The sequence below is a fragment of the Curtobacterium sp. MCBD17_030 genome, from assembly GCF_003224255.1.
GTDB lineage: Bacteria > Actinomycetota > Actinomycetes > Actinomycetales > Microbacteriaceae > Curtobacterium.
The window spans coordinates 1-16,693 of sequence record NZ_QKLI01000023.1; the positions used below are offsets into that span (position 1 = coordinate 1).

Sequence of the window (16,693 nt, forward strand, 5' to 3'; positions counted from 1 at the left end):
AGATGTGTATAAGAGACAGGGCGTCTTCCTCCCGGCCGACGGCGGTGGCCACGGCGAGGGCGGTGGCGCCCAGGGCGGTGGTCCTGCGTCGGGATCGGTGTGGGGTCACGCGATGATGCTGGCGGGACCGTCTGTCGAGACGGTTTCCTGAGTGTGACCACAGCGTGAGCGGGAGGCGACGCGGAGCGCGCTCCTGGCGGGCGGACATCCGCCGGACGGGAGGCGCAGTGCGGGCCCGCCCCGGGCCTCCCGTCAGCTGGGACCTGCCCGTGCCACGATGAGCGCATGCCCGTCGTCGAGTCCCGCTGCGTCGTCCCCGTCGAGGTGGGGGTCGCGTTCGCCGTCTCGCAGACGCAGGGCGCCATCCGCAAGCGGTGGGACCCGTTCATCCGGCGGCAGCACCTCATCGGCGCGACCGTCCCCGGCAAGGGTGTGCGGACGTACACGGTGCAGCGGTTCGGCCTGGCGATGGAGAGCGAGTACGTCTCGTACAACCCGCCGTCGAACGTGGGCATGAAGATGACGAAGGGCTCGTGGTTCTTCGAGCGGATGGGCGGCGGGTGGCGGTTCAGCCCCGCGGAGGGGCAGCCGGGACACACCCTGGCGGTCTGGCGTTACAACTTCACCTGCCGTCCGAGATGGCTGGCGCCGCTCGCCGAACGGATCGGCGTGGTCGTGCTGCAGCGGGACATCGACCGGCGCATCGCGGGGTTCGCGCGCGGCTGCTCCGACCCGGTGGTGCTGGCGCACGTCGCGGGCAGCTCAGCAGCCTGAGGTGCGGTGCCCGGCTGCGGCCGGCCGTCAGAACCAGCGCAGGACGAACTGCTCGAGCACGTTGCGGGCGACCGCGACCGGGCCGCTCGCCGGCTCGCCGCTGTCCTTGCCGATCGCCCGGAGCAATGCGGTCTGCGCCTTCTCGTAGTCGTGCCGCTGCTCACCCGAGTAGTCCGCGGGCGGAGTGGTCCGGCTCGTGCTGACCGACTCGAGCTGCCGCAGGCCGTACCGGTGGCCGACCGGACGCGGGGCGGACTCGATCAGCTGCGCCAGCCGCATGTGCGTGTACCGCTCCGGGGCGCCGGACGCGGCCGCGATGCAGTCCGTGAGCCCGCGGAGCCCGGCCTCTGCGCCGCCGGTGCGGAGCTGCACCAACCGCGCTCGGCTGCACAGGTCGTAGAGCACTGCCTCGTCCATCCCGTCCCCTCCCGGTCCTCGGACAGCGTGGCACAACCCCGGGGACAGCGGGGCTCCTCCTTTGGATGCAAGTCCGGCAGGTGCCTCCCTCCGCCGGTCGTTCCGGAGCACCGGAGTTCCTAGCGTCGATGTCATGACGAACACCATCGAAGCCCGGTCCACGACCGGCACCGCGCAGCAGGACCGCCGCGGCGTCCGGGGCGTCATCACCCGGCACCCGCTGTTGACCTTCTTCACCCTCGCCCTCGGCCTGAGCTGGCTCGCCTGGGTGCCGTACATCCTGTCGCCGCACGGCCTGGGCGTGTGGGACATCCACTTCCCCGAGGTCCTCGGCAGTGCGCAGTTCACGGGCGTCCTCCCCGGCGCGCTCCTCGGCCCGTTGGGCAGCGCGTTCATCGTGACCGCGGTCGCCGACGGTCGCGCCGGCCTCCGCCGCTGGGTGGGACGGCTGTTCCGCTGGCGGGTCGCCTGGTACTGGTACGCGCTGGCGCTCGTCGTCGTCCCGGCCCTGATCGTCCTGTCCGCAGTGCCCTTCGCCGGCGGCGACGTGCACGCCCCCTCCGCCCTGGCGCTCTCGGCCCTGGTGCCGGGGCTCGTCATCCAGCTGTTCTCGACCGGCCTCAGCGAGGAGCCGGGCTGGCGCGACTTCGCCCTGCCCCGCCTGCAGCACCGCTTCGGCGCGCTCGGCGCGGCCGCGATCCTCGGACCGATCTGGGCGCTCTGGCACATGCCGCTCTACCTCAGCGACTGGGGCGGATGGCCGAACGCGCACTGGAGCGAGCCGGTGGTCTTCGCCCTCTTCACGATCACGTTCAACGTCGTGATGATCCAGGTGTTCAACAAGACGGGTGAGAGCCTGCCGCTGGCCCTGCTGCTGCACGTCGGCGTGAACAACACGATCTCGTCGCTGTTCCCCGAGATGTACCCGAGCATGACCGCCGGCACCCTGATGATCGGACTGACGATCATGTCGACCGTCGCCGCCGTGGTGCTGCTCATCGCCACCCGCGGCCGGCTCGGCTACGACCCGGCACGTCGGGCGCTGCCGATCGACGCCCCGATCCCGGCTGCGGCACGCAAGGGCCTCGTAGGATCGCACGATGGCACCCGCTGAGCCCCGCGCACAGCGCCCCGAGGTCGAGGCCCAGGGCGCTGCCCCCGGGCGACGCCCCGCGACTGCACGGGAACGGCGCACCGACGTCCTGGTCCCGCTCGGTACCTTCGTGGTCGGCCTCGGGCTGCTGCTCGGTCTCCCGCCGCTCGATGCGGCTGACCCGGACTCCATCGTCCCTGCCGGGGCGTACCCGGCGGTCTCCAGCGGCCCCTGGCTCGTCCTGGCGCTCGGCCTCCTCGTGCAGTCCGCCGTCCTCCTCGCAGCGCGTCGGGCACCGCGGGCGACGCTCGTCGCCGTCAGTGTGGTGCCCGTCCTCGCGGCCGTCGCACCGACGACCCTGCACGGCCTCCTGCTCCTGCCGGTCGTGGTCGCCGTGGTCCTCGCCGTGCTGCGAGTCCCGCTCGCCCGACTGTGGCCAGCGCTCGTCGCAGCGGCAGCGCTCGTGATCGTCGCCGAGGGCTCCGTCCTCTACTCCGCCTACGGCGCCGGTCGGGCCGGTGTCGGGATCGGCATCAGCCGTTCGCTCGGACAGGGCTTCCTGCAGGCGTTCGGCACGGTCGGCCTGCCGGTGCTCATCGCCCTCGTGGTCCGCTCCCGCCGCGAGGTCCGCGCCGCCCGCACCGCCGAGGCCACCGCCGTCGACCGGGAGGAAGACGCCCGCATCGACGCCGCCGTCTCCCGCGAACGTGCCGCGATGGCCCGGGAGCTGCACGACATCGCCGCCCACCACCTGTCCGGCATCGCCCTGATGTCCGCCGTCATCGACCGCCAGATCGACACCGACCCGGAGCGCGCCCACGAGGGCGTCCGCCAGGTGCGGGAGCAGAGCACCGCCGTCCTGGAGGACCTCCGCCGTCTGGTCGGCCTGCTCCGCGACGACAGCCCCGCCGAGCGAACGGTCGAGACCGTCGCCGGCATCGTCGACCTGGTCGAACGGGCCCGGTTCCGCAGCGACGTCCGCCTCGACGTCCTGCCCGGGACGACCGGAGAACCCGCCACGGCCGGACCTGCCGCGCCCCGTCCACTCGGCGACGGCGTCGGCCCGCTCGCCCAGCTCGCCGCGTACCGCACCGTCCAGGAGGCCCTCGCCAACGCCGCCCTGCACGCCCCCGGATCGCCGTGCACCGTCACCATGGACGACCGCGCCGACGACCACCTCACGATCCGCGTCGAGAACGGGCCGGCCACCGTCCCCGCACTCGGCAGCACGCCGGCCGGGGGGAACGGACTGCGTGGCATGCGTGAGCGGGCGGAACTGGTGGGGGCGATCCTCCAGGTCGGCCCGACGGACACCGGCGGCTGGACGGTCAGCCTGCGTCTCGGCCGGGAGGCCCTGCCCACCCCCGCCCCGCAGGCCGCGACCGCGCACCCCGGCACCACGACGGAAGGCCCCCGATGACCGACAGCCCGGCCGACGGCCGCACCATCCGCGTCCTGGTCGCCGACGACCAGCCCCTCGTCCGCGCCGGCGTCTCCGCGCTGCTCGACGCGGAACCCGACATCGAGGTCGTCGCCGTCGCAGCCGACGGCGGACAGGCCCTGGAGCTCGCCCGGAGCACCCGACCGGACGTCGCGGTCCTCGACATCCGGATGCCGGTCCGGAACGGCATCGAGGTCGCCCGCGAACTCTGCCGCCCCGACGCCGACCCGGCCGTGCCGACGCTGATGCTCACCACGTTCGACATGGACGACCTGGTGTTCGGCGCACTCGAGGCCGGAGCGTCCGGGTTCCTCCTCAAGGACGCGGAACCCGACGTGATCATCGGCGCCGTCCGCCAGGTCGCCGCCGGCAACGGCACCCTCGACCAGGCGCTCACCCGCCGGGTGCTCCGCGAGTTCGCCTCGCGCCGGAGCCTGCAGCCGGTCACCGGGGACCGCGTGGACGGCGTCCTCACCGCCCGTGAACGCGACGTCCTGCTCCTGCTGGCGCAGGGGATGTCGAACGAGGAGATCGCCGCGGAGCTCGTCGTCGAGGTGTCCACGGTGAAGTCACACCTGGCACGCATGCTGCCGAAACTCGGCGTCCGGTCCCGCCTGCAGGCCGTGGTCTGGGCGTACCAGAACCGGATCGTGACGGTGCCGGAGCAGGACCGGTAGAGCCGTTGGGCGCAGGCGCGGATGCTCCCGGCGCTCCGCTGTCACTCCGCGGGTGCATGATGGGCGCGGCCGTCACACCCGTACGGCCCGGACTGGAGTACCTGCTGTGACCGAGACCCGCGCATCGTCGCAGTCGTCCGACCGCCCCTCGGGTGGGCGCGATGCCCAGCCCGGTGACGCCGGTCCCGGCGACGACGCCACGCACCCCGCGAAGGCCGCGCAGCACCCCGCCAGCCGGGAGGCCCGTGGGCACCGTGGCAAGGCCGGCCTGGCCCTCGCTGCGCTCGGCGTCGTCTTCGGCGACATCGGCACCAGCCCGCTCTACTCGATGCGCACCGTGTTCTCCGTGGACGGCGGCATCGTCCGACCCGTCCCCGAGGACGTCTACGGCGTCATCTCGCTGCTCTTCTGGTCGATCACCATCGTCGTGTCGATCAAGTACGTGCTCGTGCTCATGCGCGTCGACAACCACGGTGAGGGCGGGGTGATGGCGCTCGCCGCACTCGCCCGACGCCTGCACGCGCACCGTCCGGGCGGCACCACGGTGTTCCTGGTCATCGGCATCGTCGGGGTGGCCCTGTTCTACGGCGACTCCGTGATCACCCCGGCGGTGTCGGTGCTGTCCGCGGTCGAGGGTCTGGGCACCGCAGCCCCGTCCGTCGAGCACCTGATCGTGCCGATCGCCGCCGTGATCCTCGTCGGGCTGTTCATCGTGCAGAAGTTCGGCACCGCGAAGGTCGGCGCCTCGTTCGGTCCCGTGATGATGCTCTGGTTCATCGTCATCGCGGTCGCCGGCATCCCGCGCATCGTCGAGCACCCGGGCGTCCTGCAGGGGCTGTCCCCGACGTGGGCGATCGCGTTCCTGTTCGCGCACCCGTTCATCACCTTCATCGCGATGGGCGCCGTCGTCCTCGCGATCACCGGAGCCGAGGCGCTCTACGCCGACATGGGCCACTTCGGGCGGATGCCGATCCTCCGCGCCTGGTTCTTCGTGGTGTTCCCCGCGCTCGTCTGCAACTACCTGGGTCAGGCGGCCCTGGTGCTCGAGGACCCGACCGCGACGAAGGACCCGTTCTTCCTGCTGTTCCCGAACTGGGCGCAGCTGCCCGTCGTGATCCTGGCGACCGCGGCGACCGTGATCGCCAGCCAGGCCGTCATCTCCGGCGCGTTCTCGCTCACCCGTCAAGCCGTGCAGCTCGGGCTCCTGCCGCCGCTGACCATCCGGCAGACCTCGAAGCGCGAGGGCGGCCAGGTCTACCTGCCGGCCGTCAACCTGCTGCTCTTCATCGGCGTGATGGCGATCATGCTCGCCTTCCGCTCCTCGGCCGCACTCGCCACCGCGTACGGCGTCTCGGTCACCGGCGCACTCGTCGTCGACACCCTGCTGCTGCTCGTCGTCGTGAAGCCGCTCTGGCGCTGGGCGACCTGGAAGCTCGTCACCGTCGCCGTGGTGTTCGGCGGCCTCGAACTGACCTTCCTCGCCGGCAACCTGTCGAAGGTCCTGCACGGCGGATGGGTGCCGCTGCTCATCGCCCTCGCCGTGATCACCCTCATGACGACGTGGCACCGCGGCCGGCAGCTCGTGCAGATCGAGCGCCGGAAGCGTGAGGGCTCGCTGGCCGAGTTCATCGAGACCGTCAACGCCGACCACATCCCGCGCGTCCCGGGCATCGCGGTGTTCCCGCACCCGAACAAGGAGACGACCCCGCTCGCACTCCGGGCGAACGTGGAGCACAACGGCGTCGTCCACCAGCGGGTCATCATCGTGTCCGTCCTGACCGCGAACGTGCCGCACGTGGCGCTGGAGGAGGCGTTCCGACGCGACGAGCTCGGCTACGACGACGACGGCATCGACCACATCACCATCACGTTCGGGTTCTCCGACGACCAGGACCTGCCCGCCGCGATGCGTGCCGCGTGTGCCGGGGGTGTGCTCGACCTGGCGCAGGAGGACATGTCCACGGCGTCGTACTTCATCTCACGCGGAGCGCTCCGGACCGGCGCGGGCAAGGGTGCCATGGTGTCGTGGCGGCGGAAGCTGTTCGTGGCGATGGCGCACAACGCTGCCGACCCGGCCGCGCGGTTCGGGCTGCCGCTCGATCGCACGGTGACGATGGGTAGCGACGTCGAGGTCTGAGCCGCTGCGGTCAGCCGTCGAGACGCTCAGCGGCACCCGGCACGACGAGCTGCCACGGGCCTCCGCCCCGGACCCGCGTCAGGGACAGGCGGTAGCTGCCGGGCTCGGCGAGCGGGTCGCCGTCGACGTACTCGACGGGCTGGCCGCTCGTCGTGCACTGGTCGGAGGTCGCGATCACGTCGATCCGGTCGTGCAGCTTCCCACCCTTCCGGGACGCGGTGACCGTGGCCTCGTACACGTGGTACCGGCCCGAGGCCTCGACCGTGCGGTCGGTCGACCGGACGTCGGCGTCGACGACCAGGGTCGCCTGCCGTGCCTGCTCCGCCGGGGTCATCGAGACGTAGTCGACGCAGCGTCCGACCGCGGCCACCGAGCAGCCGGCGGCGCCGGCCCCGATCGCGCAGACGATCCCGATCGCCAGCGCTGTCTTCCCCCATGTCATCCGGCCAGTGTGCGGCACGTGCCGGCCGCCGGTGCCGATCGTGACCGGATCGTGCCGAGCCTCGTGGTGGGCGACACGGCTCGCACGCCGGCAGCCGCGCGCGCCGCCGCACTCACCGCAGCACGCGCGCCAGCTCACTCCGGTAGTCACCGAGCTGCCGGACGAGCCCCTCGCTGGCACGGGACCCGCCGAGGTCCCCGAGCAGCCGGTCGACCCGCCGGAGCACCGCGTGCTGGTCCGACCGCGAGAGCGTCCGGAAGCGGTCCGCGTCCGGTAGCCGCCCCGGCCACCCGTCGTCGTCCGAGGTCGCGACCGTGGTCTGCACGACCGTCGACGTGGTCGCGGGACGAACGGCGTCCGACGATGCGTCCGGGCCCCCGATGGTCGCCGCCGCGGCACCGGTCCCGGCGATGGCCAGGACGAGGGCCAGGGTGGCCAGGCTGACAGCGGTCTTCTTCTGCATCACGTGCTCCGTTCGACGCCGCGGACTGCGGTGGGCCGCGGACTGCGGTGGGCCGCTCACTGCGGCGGGTCCAGCCTCTGACGTGGCGGGCGGGCGGCGCATCGGCGGAAGGTGGTGGGCCTCCCGTCCGTTCGACTGATCGTGCGGACCCGGCGCTTCCGTCCTTCGGGGGAGGCGCGGAGCAGCCTCGGGCGGCTAGCCTCACGCCATGCGTCCTCTCTCGATCCCGCCGTGGGCGCGTCCTGCCCTGGCCGGGGTCGCGTTCCTCGCCGTCGCGCTCCTCGCGATGGAGGGGCTGCACCGCGCCGGCTGGTACCCGACGCGCCTCGACGACTACCGGGTGACAGCGGCGCTCGTCGCGCTCTGCATCGTGGTCGGCCAGCGCTTGCCGTACCCGCTGCTCGTGGTGGTCGGGGTCGTCGTGGCGTGGCCGACGTGGCGGTTCGACGTGCTGACCGTGCGGCTGATCCCGCTCGTGATCGCCGTCTACCTGGCGTGCGCGGCCGGACGGAGGGTGCTCGCCGTGCTGGCGGTCGTGGCGGTGCCGGCACTGTCCGCCATGTTCCTGCCGTTGGCGTTCATGTCGTCCGACTCCTGGGTACTCGCCGTCACCCGGTGGCCCCTCGCGCTGCTGCTCGGCAGGGCGCTCGTGTCCAACGCCGACTGGTCGACCAACGTCCTGATGGGGATCCTGCTCGTGGCGTGCGCGGTCCTGGGCCGTGCCACCGCCCGTCGTCGTCGTTCCGAGCTCGTGCTGCAGCGCCGCAACGAGGAGCTCGTCCGTCTGCGGGAGTCCGACCAGGCCCGGATCGCCTCGGAGGAACGCACCGCCGTCGCCCGCGAGGTCCACGACGTCGTCGCGCACCACATGGCCGCCATCGTCGTCCGTTCGCAGGCCCTGGTGCGGGTCGGCGTTGCGAACCAGGCCGAGTTCGCCGAGTACGCCTCGTGGGTCGCCGGCACCGGCCAGCAGGCACTGTCCGAGATGCGGAAGGTCGTGCGCGTCCTCCGCGCGGGCGGTGACGGCGGCACGACCGACGCCCCGGTGTCGCTGCGGAGCGCGCTCGAGGACGCCGTCGACCGCGTCCGCGCGACCGGCGTCCGGGTCGAGGCCGACTTGCGTGTGCCCGAGAGCCTGGGCGTGATGCAGGACTTCGCCGTCCTCCGCGTCTGCCAGGAAGCCCTGACGAACACCCTCGTGCACTCCGACGGCTCGTCGGTACGGATCAGCCTGGCCGCCTCCGAGGACCGCATCCGCCTGGAGGTCCTGGACGACGGCGGCTCCGAGGGCAGCCCCCGGGTCCCCGAGCTCGCCGCCGGTGGCGCCGGGATCCGCGGGATGCGGGAGCGCGCCGCCTCCATCGGCGGGGTCCTGGACGCGGGTCCGGCCGAGGGCGGCGGGTGGCGTGTCACGCTCGAGGCGCCACGGGAGGCCCGTGGCCAGTCCGCAGGCAGCCTCCGGCCCGACACGGCGGGGTCGGGTGTCGCTACCGGTCCGGCTGGCGCTGCTCCTGCTCCTGCTCCTGCTCCTCCTGCTCCGGCCGGTCGTCGGGCGGTCGCGTCGTGATCCGCGTGGTGATCGTCGACGACCAGGCCGTGGTCCGCACGGGTCTCGGGATGATGGTCGACGCCGAACCCGACCTGACCGTGGTCGGCCAGGCGCCCAACGGGGCCGAGGCGATCGCCGTCTGCGCCGATCTCCGCCCCGACGTCGTGCTGATGGACGTCCGGATGCCGGTGCTCGACGGCATCTCGGCCACCCGGTCGATCGTCTCCGAAGGCACCGCGGGCGCGGTCGTCATCCTCACCACCTTCGACGACGAGGAGTACCTGCTCGATGCCGTGCAGGCCGGGGCGCTCGGGTTCCTGCTCAAGGACGCCGGCCCCGACCTCATCGCCGCCGGGGTCCGCGCGGCGCACACGGGCGACACCCTCATCGCGCCGTCGATGACCCGCGCGCTGCTCGAGAACCGGTTGCTCGGCGCCCGGTCCGGCGGGGGCACGGCCGGCGGCGCTGCCGACACGTCGGCCCCGGTCCCACCGGCCGAGCACGCCCCGGTGTTGGCGTCACTCAGCGCCCGCGAGCGGGAGGTCCTGACCGCCCTGGTCCGCGGGGCCAGCAACGCGCAGATCGCGAAGGACCTCTGGATCAGCGAGGCCACCGTGAAGACCCACATCAGCAGCGTGCTCGGCAAGGTCGGGGCCGCGAGCCGGGTGCAGGCCGTCGTGTTCGCCTACGAGAGCGGCTTCGTCCGTCCGGACTGGTCGGCGTAGCCCGGCCGGGCACCCGCCCGTCAGACGGCGCGGGAGCGGGACAGCGGCGCGGCCGTGACCTCGGTGACCTCAGTGACGGCGGCCTCGCGGCGGATCGCGATGACGGTCACGTCGTCGTCGTGCGGCACCTCGGCCGCACGCTCGGCGAGGGCCGCGACGATCGCAGCCGGCGCCCGGTCGGCTCGGGCGAGCTCGGCGACCGAGTCCACGGCGTCGTCGCGCCCGCCGAACAGGTCGAGCACGCCGTCGCTGAACGAGATGAGCAGGTCGCCAGGCTCGAGGGTCCCGGTGGTGGTCGCCCACTCGTCCCGGAGGCCCATCCCCAGCGGCAGGTCGACCGAACGCAGTCGCTCCACCCCTCCGGCAGCACGGAGGATGAAGCTCAGCCCGTGCCCGGCGTCCGCCCACTGCAGCGACCCGTCGTCGTCGATGCGGGCGTGGAACAGCGTGGTGAAGGTGACGTCGGTGCCGGCGCCCTCGGCGGCGAGGCCGTCGGAGGCACGGCGCAGGGCCTCGGAGGCGTCGTCGACCGTGCGGGCGCTCCGGATCGTGGCCCGGACCGCGGCGGCGATGAGTCCGGCGCCGACGCCCTTGCCCATCACGTCGCCGAGTCCGACGGCGATGCCGTTCTCGGTGCGGTACCAGTCGAAGAAGTCGCCGCCGACGCTCTTCGCCGGCAGGCAGGTGCCCGCGACGGTGACGAAGTCGCCCAGTCCGTCGCTCGAGGTCGGCAGCAGGGAACGCTGGACGTCGGCGGCGCGGCTGATCTCCTCGAGGACCTTGTCCTCGCGGGCCTGGGCGGAGCGGACGGAGCGGCGGGCTCGGCGGGAGAGTTCCTGCACGATGACGGCGACGGTGCCGAAGACGACGACGGTGATGCCGAGGCGCACGAGTTCGCTGGCCCGCGGCGCGTTGTCCGGCAGGAGCACGTACGGAGCGAGGATCACGAGCGTGACGCCGAGGACCGAGTAGACGATCGTGCGACGTCCGTCGAGGGAGGCCCACCACACCACGGGCAGGACCACCAGGGACGTGAACACCGACGCTCCGGAACCGGTACCGGTGCGGAACAGGGCGAGGGACACGAAGTCGACCGCCAACAGGATCGGGATGAGCGCGACCGCGCGCGGGAACCACAGCGAGATGGCAGCGAGCAGGGTCGCGACGCCGATGGCGACCAGGCTCGCGAGGAACAGCCCGGCGTGGCTGATCTCGAGCGACGGGAGCACCAGGCTCAGCAGCGCACCGAGGGCCAGCAGACCCGTGATCGGGGTCTGCCGGACGAGGGGATTGTCGATGACGCTGGTTGGGCGGGACATGTTCAGGGAAGGCTACTGGTTCGCGGTCCGCCGCGCCGGTGCGTCGACCCGAAGAGGGGCGGACGATCCCGTCTGCCGCCGGGGACGCCGAACGGCGGGGCACCCGTTCCCGGGTACCCCGCCGTTCCAGCGTTCAGGAGCGCAGCGCTCCTGCGTCTCCTGCGCTACTGCGCGCGGCGGCGTCGCATCCGCTGCGCCAGGAGCAGGCCGCCCGCGGCGAGGAGCACCACGGCCAGGATCCCGATCGGCACGACGTTCGCACCCGTCCAGGCGAGGGCACCGTCACCGGCGGAGGACGAGCCTCCCGGCTGGTCACCCGCACCGCCACCGGCACCCGGTCCGGCGCCCGCACCCGCACCCGGCGCAGGCGAGCCCGGCGCAGGGTCACCCGGCGTGGGAGTGGGGGAGCCCGGCGTGGGCGACGGTGATGCCGTCGGCGGTGCCGCGGTCACCGTGAACGCGACCCGGGCCAGCACGACGCCGCCCACCGAAGCGGACACCGTCACCCGACCGGAGGCGGTGGCCGGCACCGCCAGGTCGCTGCTGAACGTGCCGTCGGCATCGGTGCGCACGGTGACCCCGCCACCGAGGGCCGGCGTCGTCGACAGCGTGACCGTCGCGTTCGCGGGGAACCCGGAGCCGGTCACGGTCTGCGTGCCACCGGCGGTGACCTGCGGCGACGCGACCTGGAGGCTCGGCACCGCAGCAGCGACGCTCGAGTACCGCACGACGGTCCGGTCCGTCACCGAGCGCTCGGCGACCGGCACCGTGATGGTGCGGCTGTCGGCGTCGTACGTCCAGTCGGACGCGGCGACGGGGGCGCCGTCGATGGTGACCGACACGGGGCGCTCGGCGTTCGTGAACGTCGCCGTCCACGAGCGGTCGCGCACCTGGCCGGTGAACGAGCCGTCGGCGGGGGCGATGTCGAGCGTGCCGCCGTCCGCCTGCTGGGTGAACCGCATCGTGGTCGACGCGGAGTCGCCAGTCGCACGGGCAGTGGCCTTCGTCGGCTGACCCTCACCCGAGTCCTCGTGCAGGGCGAAGGTGCCGTCGGCGCCGGTCGCGACCGTCACCGTGACCGCGTCGAGCGGTGCGGCGTCGTTCGCGACGTGGTGCGAGCGGGTCGGGACGATGCCGCCGCTGCGGACGAACACCGGCATGGTGGTCAGGTCCGTCGTGACGTCGGCCGTCGTGCCGCCCTCGTACGTCTTGCCGGTGAACCAGTCGGTCCACGAGTCGCCGGCCGGGAACCACACGGAACGGGTGGCGGTGCCGTCGTCACCGTTGCCGGTGGTGACGGGCGCGACCAGCACGTCCTTGCCGTAGAGGTACTCGGAGCCGGCCTGGGCGTAGGACTCCTGCGCCTCCGGGTACTGCAGGTAGAGCGGCTGCAGCATCGGGGTGCCGGTCGCCGTGGCGTCGGCAGCGAGCGTGTACGTCAGGGGGAGCAGGTCCTCGCGGAGGTTGAGGAACTGCTTCGCCGACGCGTTCGCCTCGTCCGGGTACTGCCAGGGCAGCCGGTCGCTGTGGTTGCTGTGCAGGCGGTCGATCGGCTGGAAGGCACCGAACTGGACCCAGCGGGCGTACATGTCGGGCGGGAGCTGGGTCGTGCCCGGCTCCTTGCCCTCGATGCCGTACTGGCCGCCGTTGTGCCCACCGATGTCGTGGCTGATGGCGGACAGGCCGGTCGCTGCCGACTCACCGGGCGTGTAGCCGACCTGCGCTGCGAGTTCCTGCCAGGTCGACGTGGTGTCGCCGGTGAAGTGCACGGTGGTGCGCTTGTCGGCCCACGGTCCGGTCGGGACGGCCTGCGGGTTGCCGTAGCCGCCCGCGGTCAGCGAGCCGTACGCGCGGGAGAACGCCAGACCGCGGCCCTTGAGCTGCTCGTCCGTGTACTTCGCGTACTGCTGGTTGATGAACGCGTCCGGGGTGACACCGTTGGCGGAGTACTTCGAGTTCTCACTGCAGCACCAGTCGAGCCACCACATGTCGACGCCCTCCGGCTGCAGCGACGTGTGCAGGTCGAAGTAGGCCTTGAGCTGGTCGGGGTCCGACCAGTCGAACAGGTAGCGGTCCCCGTCGCCCTTGGTGAGCTTGCCCTTCGCCGTGGCCTGGGCCTGTGCGAACTTCGGGTCCTGGCTCGAGATCGACGGGTGGATGTTGAGGGTGTTGTGGATGCCCTCGGCGTGCCAGTCGGCGAGCAGGCTCGTCATGTCCGGGATGCGGGCCGGGTCGACCGACCAGCCGTCCCACTTGCTGTCACCCTCGTTCGTCGGGCTGCCGATCTTGTAGTCGGTGTCGATCGCCATGACGTCGACGGGGACGCCCTCGTCCTTGAACTTCTTCGCGATGTCCAGGTAGTCCTGCTGCGAGCGGTCGTAGTACTCGGAGTACCAGACGCCGTACGCCCACTGCGGCAGGAGCTTCGACGGCCCGGTCAGGGTCGCCAGGTCCTTCAGCGCGGTCGTGTACTCGGTGCCGTACCCGAAGACGTAGCCGTCCTGGTAGCCCTTGCCGCCGTGGTCGCCACGGGGCGTGGTCTTCTCGGTCGCGGTGTCGTACAGCGCCGAGGCGGTGTCGTCGAGCAGCGACCAGCCGTCCTGGTAGAGCAGGCCCGGGTTGGTCTTGACGGAGCCGTTGGCGGTGTCGAGGTCACGACGGTAGCCGCCGAGCGGGGTGTGCGCGGCGAGCACCGGCGACGCGGTGTCGACGACCGCGATGGTGTCGACGTTCACGTTGCAGTTGTTGTCCACCGTGGGGCAGCCGAGTGCGATGTCGTTCGCGCCCGCGGCCAGGTGCACCGGGATCGTCACCGTGTTCCAGTAGTCCCAGCCGCTGGTCGGGGCCAAGGTGCCGGTGGTGGCTTCCTGTCCGGTCGGTGCGACGGTCAGCGCCGGCGAGTTCCCGGTGCCGTTCGCGTACCGGACCTGCAGGGCGTAGTCGCCGGCGGCGGGGACACCCGTGACGTGCGTGGTCAGTGTCGAGTCGGCGCCGCCCCACAGGCCGGAGGCGAAGCCGTCGCCGGAGAAGCCGTTGTGGTCGCTGGCGACCTGGGCATTGCCGGCCTTGCCGGCGTCCTCGGCCTCACAGACCACGCCGAAGGCGCAGTCCTGGCCGGGGTTCGCAGCGGTCGGCGCCGGGTAGGCAGCGCCCGAGGGGACGATCGCCAGGCTGTCGACGTTCACCCGACCGGAGTCGCCGTCACCGCGGACGACCTTGACGGTGTGCTGACCGGCGGTCAGGTCGAGGGCTGCGGTGGTCTGCTTCCACTCGTCCCAGTTCTTTCCGGCCGGCAGGCTGAGGGCGACCGGAGCGCGGTCGTCGACGACGATGCTCAGGGTGCGGGTCTCGACCTTGCCGTCGCCGCCCTGGTTGTTGGCGTAGCGCATGGCGAGGTCGTACGACCCGGCCTGCTGCACGGTCGTACGGAACGTCATGGAGTTGCCGACGTTCTCGAACCCGGCGGCGAAGCCCGATCCGGTGTACCCGGCGTGGTCCTTCGCGGACGCCAGGCCCTGCAGCGCGAGTGCCTCGCCCTCGCAGAGCGTGCCCACCGCGCACGAGGGCGTCTCGGCGGTGACCCAGGGCGAGCCGGTGACGGCCTGGCCCAGGGAGGTCGTGAGCTTCACCCGGAGGTTGTCCTGGCTGAAGTCGCCGGTGCCCTCCCGGTACTGCACGGTCATCGAGCCGGTGTCGAGCGTCAGCCAGCCGTCCTGCACGGTCTTGGTGAACGGGGTCGCGGCGAAGTCGTCGCGCCCGACCACGTTGAACGTGCCCTGGTCGGTGAACTGCCCGTCACCGGCGTACTCGGTGCGGATCAGGGTGGGGGAGAGCACCTGGAAGCGGGCCTCTCCGGACACCACTGTGCGGGCGTCCGGGGCGGCTGCTGCCGGCAGTGCGGAGATGCCGAGCCCGCCGAGCGCGAGCGCTCCGACCAGGGCTCCGGCGAGGGACGACCCGAGGACGCGTCTGCGCCTCCGGGTCTGCGTGGGATTGGGACGCAAGGGTGTGTGCTCCTCGTGGACGGCGTCGTCCGGTCATTCGTCGGCGGTCTGGCCGCCTTGTGCGGGTACGTGTCCCGCGGCCACCCCCCTAGAGGGCCGCGTTACAACGTGGAAACTGTAGGGCCTCATAGCTCGTACGTGGAAGCCCGCAAGGAGAACGTGTCCCTCGAGCGGCGCTCAGCGGACCAGCCGGGAGGCCCGGATCACCTCCCGCAGACCGGCCCGCCCCTGCGCGGGGGAACGACGACGGGCCGCCCGGCGCGACCGAGGTCACGCCGAACGGCCCGTCGATGGTCGGACGCTCCGGAGGTCACTTCCCCAGGGCGGTGAGGAACCGGTTCGTGTACGACAGGGCAGCGTCCGGTCGGGAGCTGCACGTCGCCGAGGCGGTGCTCTGCGCGCACGGGGTGTCACGGTCGAGCGACCAGTAGTGCACGCCCGCCAGTGCGTTCGCCCGCGCGTACGCCGAGACCGTGTCGACGTCGGCGAGGGTGAACACGTTGCTGACGACGTCGTTCACGCCGATCATCGGCGTGACCTCGATCTTGTTGGACGGAGTGCCGTAGGTGTGCTGCAGGTTCTTGACCGCCTGCACCGTCGAGGCACCCATGTCACAGGCACCGTTCGTGACGACGCACACCGCCGAGGACGCCCCACCGAAGTCCATCGTCATGAGGTTGATCGTGTAGTTCGTCAGCCCCGAGGCCTTGATCGCCGTGACGGTCGTGTCCCCGGTGCTGTTCAGTCCGGCGAACGACCCGTTCGACGCCGCGAGGGTGGCGAGGGTGAACGAGAACCGGAGCTTCGGGTACTGCGCCTGCGCGGCCGCTGCCGAGCTGACGAGCGACCGGATGTCCGCCGCCGACTGGCCGCTCTCGATGTCGAAGTCGATGCCGACCAGGTGCGGCGAGGCGTAGCGGGCGATGAAGGCGTTCATCGCGGCCCCTGAGGTGCACTTGAACGACCCGGCCGCACCACCGGTCGAGACGACGTAGTCGACACCCGCGGCGTCGAGCGCCGGCACGTTCGCCTTCGCGAAGGCGTCGCCGGCCACACCGCCCCAGTTCTCGCTGCCACACGTCCCGGTCGCGAAGGCGAGCGAGAGTGCCCGGAGCTTCGGGACCTTCGTCGCGAGGCTGTTCGACCCGCCTGCCACAGGGATCGTGCTGCCGGTGATCGCGGTCTGCATCACGTTGGTGTTCCAGTTCAGGTTGACCGTGACGTCCTTGTACGGGCTGAACAGGGTCCCGGTGGTGGCGCCGGTCCCGGTGCCGCCGCCGGTGCCGCCTCCGGTCCCGCCGCCGCCGGTGCCCCCGCCGCCGGTGCTGGCGGGGGTGCAACTCCCTGCCGAGGTCCACGGCTGCCCGGAGCCGGTGGCTCCGGAGTGGGTCGCCGGGTCATCGCCCTGCGTCCACCAGTTCGCGGTGTAGTTCGTGCTGCCGGTGCTCACGCTCGCACCGCCGGAGTACGCGGTCGACGCACTCCAGGTCGGTGCGCAGGTCGTCGCGGCGCTCGCCGGTCCGGCGGTGACGAGCGCTCCGCCGAGCACGAGCCCGGCGATCGACGTGACGACTCCGAGACGCCTGATCCGACGTCCGATCGATGGTGTTCTGGTCATGACAGATCCTCCACGATGGGCGGTCCGGGCGACG

General features: G+C 72.2%; 13 protein-coding genes. 7 read left to right on the forward strand and 6 right to left on the reverse strand.

Annotation, left to right across the window (positions count from 1 at the left end; translation table 11 throughout):
• Positions 1-285 precede the first annotated feature (285 nt).
• On the forward strand, positions 286-774 hold the full coding sequence (locus DEI89_RS15225) for an SRPBCC family protein (protein ID WP_110904911.1): 489 nt from the start codon (positions 286-288) through the stop codon (positions 772-774).
• A gap of 27 nt (positions 775-801) precedes the next feature.
• On the opposite strand, the gene DEI89_RS15230 is transcribed toward DEI89_RS15225, so the two are convergent.
• Positions 802-1,191, reverse strand: a complete 390-nt coding sequence (locus tag DEI89_RS15230; protein ID WP_110904912.1) for a hypothetical protein — start codon at positions 1,189-1,191, stop codon at positions 802-804.
• Positions 1,192-1,324: 133 nt separating this feature from the next.
• Here DEI89_RS15230 and DEI89_RS15235 point away from each other — a divergent pair, with 133 nt between their 5' ends.
• The 4 genes from DEI89_RS15235 (at position 1,325) to DEI89_RS15250 (ending at position 6,539) form a co-directional block, all read left to right on the forward strand.
• A complete protein-coding gene (locus DEI89_RS15235) occupies positions 1,325-2,305 on the forward strand; it encodes a CPBP family intramembrane glutamic endopeptidase (RefSeq protein ID WP_110904913.1) in 981 nt (326 codons plus the stop codon).
• Positions 2,292-3,704 carry a sensor histidine kinase gene (locus tag DEI89_RS15240; RefSeq protein WP_110904914.1) on the forward strand — a complete coding sequence of 471 codons (1,413 nt, stop codon included), beginning with the start codon at positions 2,292-2,294 and terminating at the stop codon, positions 3,702-3,704. Before DEI89_RS15235 ends, DEI89_RS15240 begins: the two co-directional genes overlap by 14 nt.
• Positions 3,701-4,402, forward strand: a complete 702-nt coding sequence (locus DEI89_RS15245; protein ID WP_110904915.1) for a response regulator transcription factor — start codon at positions 3,701-3,703, stop codon at positions 4,400-4,402. The genes DEI89_RS15240 and DEI89_RS15245 overlap by 4 nt, the downstream gene beginning before the upstream one ends.
• Positions 4,403-4,508: 106 nt before the next feature.
• Positions 4,509-6,539, forward strand: coding sequence for a potassium transporter Kup (locus DEI89_RS15250; protein ID WP_258368967.1), 2,031 nt, complete (start codon positions 4,509-4,511; stop codon positions 6,537-6,539).
• 10 nt (positions 6,540-6,549) lie between these two features.
• Here the strand turns inward: DEI89_RS15250 and DEI89_RS15255 are convergent, their stop codons facing one another.
• Together DEI89_RS15255 and DEI89_RS15260 are read right to left on the reverse strand one after the other, a co-directional pair.
• The gene (locus DEI89_RS15255; protein WP_110904916.1) at positions 6,550-6,981 is read right to left on the reverse strand and encodes a hypothetical protein; all 432 of its coding nucleotides are present in this window, start codon (positions 6,979-6,981) and stop codon (positions 6,550-6,552) included.
• A 112-nt stretch (positions 6,982-7,093) separates the two neighbouring features.
• A complete protein-coding gene (locus tag DEI89_RS15260) occupies positions 7,094-7,444 on the reverse strand; it encodes a hypothetical protein (RefSeq protein WP_110904917.1) in 351 nt (116 codons plus the stop codon).
• 208 nt (positions 7,445-7,652) lie between these two features.
• Between DEI89_RS15260 and DEI89_RS15265 the strand changes: the two genes are divergently transcribed.
• Positions 7,653-9,011 carry a sensor histidine kinase gene (locus DEI89_RS15265; protein WP_110904918.1) on the forward strand — a complete coding sequence of 453 codons (1,359 nt, stop codon included), beginning with the start codon at positions 7,653-7,655 and terminating at the stop codon, positions 9,009-9,011.
• On the forward strand, positions 9,008-9,718 hold the full coding sequence (locus DEI89_RS15270; protein WP_110904919.1) for a response regulator transcription factor: 711 nt from the start codon (positions 9,008-9,010) through the stop codon (positions 9,716-9,718). Before DEI89_RS15265 ends, DEI89_RS15270 begins: the two co-directional genes overlap by 4 nt.
• A 20-nt stretch (positions 9,719-9,738) precedes the next feature.
• On the opposite strand, the gene DEI89_RS15275 is transcribed toward DEI89_RS15270, so the two are convergent.
• From DEI89_RS15275 to DEI89_RS15285, 3 genes are all read right to left on the reverse strand, one after another.
• On the reverse strand, positions 9,739-11,037 hold the full coding sequence (locus DEI89_RS15275; protein WP_110904920.1) for a PP2C family protein-serine/threonine phosphatase: 1,299 nt from the start codon (positions 11,035-11,037) through the stop codon (positions 9,739-9,741).
• Between the two features lie 164 nt (positions 11,038-11,201).
• Entirely contained in the window at positions 11,202-15,041 is a 3,840-nt protein-coding gene (locus DEI89_RS15280; protein ID WP_110904921.1) for a TIM-barrel domain-containing protein, read from the reverse strand.
• Positions 15,042-15,351: 310 nt separating this feature from the next.
• Complete coding sequence (locus DEI89_RS15285) at positions 15,352-16,659, reverse strand: carbohydrate-binding protein (protein ID WP_181421691.1); 1,308 nt, start codon at positions 16,657-16,659, stop codon at positions 15,352-15,354.
• Positions 16,660-16,693: the final 34 nt, after the last annotated feature.